The 295-nt window shown below is 43.4% G+C and carries 1 protein-coding gene; it reads right to left on the bottom strand.

Features of this window, described 5'->3' with window-relative positions:
• Window positions 1-295: 1,3-beta-galactosyl-N-acetylhexosamine phosphorylase N-terminal domain-containing protein (locus PZH32_RS13190; protein ID WP_275208708.1), on the bottom strand; the 295-nt coding region annotated here is incomplete at both ends.

Genomic DNA, 295 nt, shown 5'->3' with positions numbered 1-295 from the left:
CAAACGGTGCTCCTGACAGAGACTCGATGATTCCTGCATAAGAATAGTTCTGCTTCTGATACAGTGCATGATGTACCATGTGGCATCCCCATGCTCTCATCTTACCCCAGCAGTTAAGAACTGCTACCTTCTTAGCACAGAAAGGTGTTGTGCCTTTTACATTATCATACAGTGTACGGAACTCATCACATACCTGTGATACATAATCAATAAAATCCGGGAAGTCAAGTGCAAGCTTTAAGTATCCGCCGTATCCGATTCTGTCGATTGGCTTTCTTAAGATAGCTCTTCTTGC

Source organism: Adlercreutzia equolifaciens, assembly GCF_029076695.1.
Classification (GTDB): Bacteria; Actinomycetota; Coriobacteriia; order Coriobacteriales; family Eggerthellaceae; genus Adlercreutzia; species Adlercreutzia equolifaciens_A.
Note: the sequence above shows the minus strand (reverse complement) of the source record. Positions and strands in the feature narration are given on the sequence as shown.